The organism is Pseudomonas sp. NPDC087342, assembly GCF_044744265.1.
Taxonomy (GTDB): domain Bacteria; phylum Pseudomonadota; class Gammaproteobacteria; order Pseudomonadales; family Pseudomonadaceae; genus Aquipseudomonas; species Aquipseudomonas nunensis.
In genome coordinates, this window is sequence record NZ_JBIUXZ010000048.1 from 1 (window position 1) to 5,755 (window position 5,755).

4 protein-coding genes are annotated in these 5,755 nt (G+C 58.0%); all 4 read right to left on the reverse strand.

Features of this window, described 5'->3' with window-relative positions:
- Window positions 1-336, reverse strand: a 336-nt coding sequence (locus tag ACIOYV_RS33070) for an ATP-grasp domain-containing protein (RefSeq protein ID WP_401330664.1), incomplete at its 3' end; no start/stop codon positions are given.
- Window positions 337-536: 200 nt separating this feature from the next.
- Entirely contained in the window at window positions 537-1,973 is a 1,437-nt protein-coding gene (gene lpdA, locus ACIOYV_RS33075) for a dihydrolipoyl dehydrogenase (protein WP_054049464.1), read from the reverse strand.
- 98 nt (window positions 1,974-2,071) lie between these two features.
- Window positions 2,072-3,295: a 2-oxoglutarate dehydrogenase complex dihydrolipoyllysine-residue succinyltransferase gene (odhB, locus tag ACIOYV_RS33080; RefSeq protein WP_054049461.1), complete on the reverse strand. Its 1,224-nt coding sequence runs from the start codon at window positions 3,293-3,295 to the stop codon at window positions 2,072-2,074.
- A 42-nt stretch (window positions 3,296-3,337) separates the two neighbouring features.
- Window positions 3,338-5,755: 2-oxoglutarate dehydrogenase E1 component (locus ACIOYV_RS33085; RefSeq protein WP_401330669.1), on the reverse strand; the 2,418-nt coding region annotated here is incomplete at its 5' end.

Consider the following 5,755-nt stretch of genomic DNA (forward strand, 5'->3'; position numbering starts at 1 on the left):
AGCGCCCAGGTACAGCTCTTTAGCGATATCAGTGCACGATTCAACCAGGATCTTGGTGACTGGCTGACCATTGGCATCAGTCTGGTAAGTCACCAGACGCTTGCCCAACCACTGTTGAGCGAATGCTTTGGCGTCTTCTTTGCTGCGAACCAGCTTAACGCCGCCCGCTTTACCGCGACCACCTGCGTGAACCTGGGCTTTGACAACCCATTCGGTCCCGCCGATTTTGTCGCACGCTTCTGCTGCTGCTTCCGGGGTGTCTACGGCGAAACCCTGGGATACTGGCAGGCCGTATTCAGCGAACAGCTGCTTACCCTGATACTCGTGAAGATTCATGCTTATTACCGTCTTCGTTAGGTACTGCGCATTCGGTGCTGCACTTATTCAAGTGCCGCACCACCTGTGACTGCTGCTTGCGTAGGTGTTCCGGATAACCGGTGAGACTACGCAAGGCTGCGTCCGGCGGACATTCCGCGGTGAGTCTTGCACGCAAGGCTCACGACGGGCCTTCCGCCGTGGTTTCTTATTGTCTTGTCTTAACGCTTCTTGCGGTTGGCGATGTGAATGGCGCCGCCATTCACTGCCAGAGCAGCTTCGTGCAAGGCTTCGGACAGGGTCGGATGGGAGAAAACCATCATGCCCAGGTCTTCGGCACTGGTGCCGAATTCCATACCGATTGCGCCCTGCTGAACCAGTTCTGCAGCGCTCGGGCCAATCACGTGGACGCCCAGTACGCGGTCAGTCTTGGCATCAGCAATGACTTTCACGAAACCGCCGGTGTCGTTGGCTGCCATGGCACGGCCACTGGCTGCGAACGGGAAAGTGCCGACGTTAACTTCAACGCCTTCAGCTTTCAAGGTTTGCTCGGTTTTACCGACCCACGCGATTTCCGGGTGAGTATAAATAACAGACGGGATCAGGTCATAGTTGATCTGGGCTTTGTGGCCCTTGATGCGTTCTACAACCATGATGCCTTCTTCGGACGCCTTGTGCGCCAGCATCATGCCGCGAACCACGTCACCGATTGCGTAAACGCCCGGAACGCTGGTAGCGCACTGGTCGTCAACGAAAACGAAACCACGTTCGTCGATGTTCACACCGCTGTCAGCTGCCAGCAGCTCGGTGGTCACTGGACGGCGACCAACGGCAACAATCAGCTTGTCGAACGTGATGTTCTGTTCGCCATTGGCATCGGTGTAGTTCACAACGACTTCGTCGCCATTCACTTTGGAACCGGTGACGCGAGCGCCCAGCTTGATGTCCAGACCTTGTTTGGTCAGGGTCTTGAAGGCTTCTTTCGAAACGGCTTCGTCAGCGGCTGGCAGGAACTTCTCCAGCGCTTCCAGAACCACGACTTCGGAGCCCAGACGGGACCAGACCGAACCCAGTTCCAGACCGATCACGCCAGCGCCGATCACGCCCAGACGCTTAGGTACGGTTTGGAATTCCAGCGCGCCGGTCGAATCGACGATCACGTTCTGGTCAACCGGAGCCGGTGGAATGTCGATCGGACGCGAACCGGAAGCCAGGATCACGTTCTCGGCTTCAATGATTTCGACGGTGCCGTCTGGCTTGGTCAGCTCGACTTTCTTGCCGGCCAGCAGTTTGCCGTGGCCTTGCAGGGAAGTAACGCCGTTAGCCTTGAACAGGGTAGCAACGCCAGAGGTCAGGCCTTTGACGATGTTGGCTTTACGGCCAACCATTGCTGCCACGTCCATGGTCACGCCAGCGTGATTGATACCGTGGATCGCGAAGCCTTCTTTGGCTTCCTTGTATTTCCAAGAGCTGTCCAGCAGCGCCTTGGATGGAATGCAGCCGACGTTCAGGCAAGTACCGCCCAGAGCCAGTTTGCCTTCCTTGTCGGTGTATTTCTCGATGCAGGCAGTGCTGAGACCCAGTTGCGCTGCTTTGATGGCAGCCACGTAGCCGCCAGGGCCCGCACCGATCACTACTACGTCAAATTTCTGCGACATTCAAAAAATCCTCTTTTGGCAACAAGCTTGAAGCCGCAAGCCTCAAGCCAAGCTGCAATTGCTTGCAGCTTGAAGCTTGAAACCTGCAGCCGCTTCTATCAGATATCCAGCAGCAAACGAGCCGGGTCTTCCAGCAGGTTCTTGATGGTAACCAGGAAGGTCACAGCTTCTTTGCCATCGATCAGACGGTGATCGTAGGACAGAGCCAGGTACATCATCGGACGGATAACGACCTGACCGTTGATCGCCATAGGACGCTGCAGAATGTTGTGCATGCCCAGGATGGCCGCTTGCGGCGGGTTGACGATCGGGGTCGACATCATCGAACCGAAGGTACCACCGTTGGTGATGGTGAACGTACCACCGGTCATTTCGTCCATCGACAGCTTGCCGTCACGTGCCTTTTTGCCGAAAGCAGCGATGCCGCCTTCGATTTCAGCCAGGCTCATCAGTTCGGCGTTACGCAGGACCGGTACAACCAGGCCGCGGTCGCTGGAAACAGCCACGCCGACGTCGGCATAACCGTGGTAAACGATGTCAGCACCGTCGATCGACGCGTTGACAGCCGGGAAGCGTTTCAGCGCTTCGGTGGCAGCCTTGACGAAGAACGACATGAAGCCCAGGCGTACGCCGTTGTGGGACTTCTCGAACAGGTCCTTGTACTTCGAACGCAGGGCCATGACTTCGGTCATGTCGACTTCGTTGAAAGTAGTCAGCATCGCCATGTTCGACTGAGCTTCTACCAGACGCTTGGCAACGGTGGCGCGCACGCGGGTCATCGGTACGCGCTTCTCGATGCGGTCGCCAGCAGCGAACACAGGAGCAGCGGCGGCCGGAGCAGCAGCCTTGGCAGGTGCGGCAGCCGGAGCGGCTTTCTTGGCAGCAACAGCGGCTACGACGTCTTCCTTGGTCACACGACCGCCTTTGCCGGTGCCGGCAACGGAAGCGATGTTGATGCCGTTTTCTTCAGCCAGCTTGCGAGCAGCCGGTGCAGCAACAGGATCGTCTTCGCCTTCGGCAGCCGGGGCAGCAGCTTGTGCAGCGGCCGGAGCAGCGGCAGCGGCTGGAGCGGCAGCAGCAGCGCCGCCCTCTTCGATCGAGCCCAGGACTTCGTCGGACAGAACGGTGTCGCCTTCGTTCTTGACGATAGCGCCCAGCACGCCGTCGGCGGTAGCCAACACTTCCAGTACCACTTTGTCGGTTTCGATATCGACGATCAGGTCATCACGCTTGACGGCGTCGCCTGGTTTTTTGTGCCAGGTGGCAACGGTGCCATCGGCAACCGATTCCGGGAAAGTGGGGGCTTTGATTTCGATAGCCATTATCTGTGGGTCCTTAAATTCGGTTTCAGGTGCGCGAAGGCGTTAAACAGTAAAGGCGTCTTGCAACAGTTTTTCCTGCTGCTCAGCGTGCATCGATGCATAACCACAAGCAGGTGCAGCAGAAGCATCACGGCCGGCGTACTCGAGAACGAGTGCCTTGTTGTGATTGCCAATGATGCGGCGCATGTGGTGTTGGCTGCAGTACCAGGCACCCTGGTTCATCGGCTCTTCCTGACACCAAACGATATGTTTGAGGTTGGTGTACGGAGCCAGGACTTCGTTCAAGTCGTCCTCAGGGAATGGGTACAGCTGCTCGATACGCACGATGGCGATGTCATCACGACCTTCGGCACGGCGTTTTTCCAGCAGGTCGTAGTAGACCTTGCCGCTACACAGAACAATGCGCTCGACCTTTTTCGGGTCTTGAACATCAATTTCCGGGATAACGGTCTGGAACGAACCTTCGGCCAGATCTTCCAGGGTCGAAACGGCCAGTTTGTGACGCAGCAGCGACTTCGGTGTCAGCACGATCAACGGCTTGCGCAGCGGGCGAATCACCTGACGACGCAGCAAGTGGTAGATCTGGGCCGGCGTAGTCGGCACGGCAACCTGAATGTTGTGCTCGGCGCACAGCTGCAGGTAACGCTCCAGACGAGCCGAAGAGTGCTCCGGACCCTGACCTTCATAACCGTGCGGCAGCAGCATGGTCAGACCGCAAAGACGGCCCCACTTGTGCTCGCCACTGGTGATGAACTGGTCGATAACCACTTGGGCACCGTTGGCGAAATCGCCGAACTGGGCTTCCCAGATCACCAGCGCCTCAGGCGTGGTGGTCGAGTAACCGTATTCGAACGCCAGTACGGCTTCTTCGGACAGGAACGAATCGAACAGGTCGAAACGTGGCTGGCCCTTGTACAGGTTCTGCAACGGGATGTAGCTGCCCGCGTCTTTCTGGTTGTGCAAGACAGCGTGACGGTGCGAGAACGTACCCCGACCGATGTCCTGACCCGTCATGCGGATCGGGTGACCTTCGAACGCCAGGGTCGCGTATGCCATGGTTTCGGCGTAACCCCAGTTGATCGGCAGGCCGCCGACTTGCATTTTCTGACGGTCTTCGTAGATTTTCGAAACCTGGCGCTGAACCACGAAGCCTTCCGGAATTTCCAGCAGCTTGGCGGACAGTTCCTGCAAGGTTTTCAGGTCGAAACGCGTGTCGTGACGTGCAGTCCAGGCGTGGCCCAGGTACGGACGCCAGTCCACGAACAACTCTTTGTTCGGCTCTTTGACCAGGCTTTTCACAACATGCAGACCGTTGTCCAGCGCGTTGCGGTATTCGTCGATCTTGGCCTGTACACGCTCATCATCCACCACACCGGACTGAGTCAGGCGTTCGGCGTACAGCTCACGGGTGGTGCGCTGCTTGGTGATTTGCTGGTACATCAGAGGCTGGGTGCCGCTTGGCTCGTCAGCTTCGTTGTGGCCGCGACGACGGTAGCAGACCAGGTCGATTACCACGTCACGCTTGAACTGCATGCGGTAGTCAATGGCCAGCTGGGTCACGAACAATACGGCTTCCGGATCATCACCATTCACATGGAGGATCGGCGCCTGGATCATTTTCGCGACGTCGGTTGCGTACTCGGTGGAACGCGAGTCCAGCGGGTTGCTGATGGTGAAACCAACCTGGTTGTTGATCACGATGTGCACGGTGCCGCCGGTTTTGAAACCGCGGGTCTGCGACATCTGGAAGGTTTCCATCACCACGCCCTGACCGGCGAATGCCGCGTCACCGTGGATGGAGATCGGCAGAACCTTCTCACCGGTAGGGTCGTTACGACGATCCTGACGGGCGCGAACCGAACCCTCGACCACTGGAGAAACGATTTCCAGGTGGGACGGGTTGAAGGCCATGGCCAGGTGAACTTCACCGCCGGCGGTCATGACGTTGGACGAGAAGCCCTGGTGATATTTAACGTCACCGGACCCCAGCTCGACCTTCTTCTTGCCTTCGAACTCGTCGAACAGCTCGCGCGGGTTCTTGCCGAAGGTGTTGACCAGCACGTTGAGACGGCCACGGTGGGCCATGCCGATCACGATTTCCTTGGTGCCGTAGGAACCGGAACGCTGGATCAGCTCATCGAGCATCGGAATCAGGCTCTCGCCGCCTTCCAGACCGAAACGCTTGGTACCCGGGTATTTGGTGCCCAGGTATTTTTCCAGACCTTCGCCGGCAGTAACACGTTCGAGCAGGTGGCTCTTGATGTCGGCGGAGTACGTCGGACGGCCGCGCACGCTTTCCAGACGCTGCTGGAACCACTGGCGCTGCTCGGAATCGGTGATGTGCGTGAATTCAGCGCCGATGGTGCGGCAATATGTCTGCTGCAACGCTTCGTGAATTTCGCGTAGGCTCGCCTCGTCTTTGCCGATGATCGGGTCGCCGGCTCGGTTGGTCGTATCAAG

Bases quoted from the DNA above. Each gene is read 5' to 3' on its own strand.
- lpdA (WP_054049464.1), bottom strand. From the start codon at position 1,973: ATGTCGCAGAAATTTGACGTAGTAGTGATCGGTGCGGGCCCTGGCGGC.
- odhB (WP_054049461.1), bottom strand. From the start codon at position 3,295: ATGGCTATCGAAATCAAAGCCCCCACTTTCCCGGAATCGGTTGCCGAT.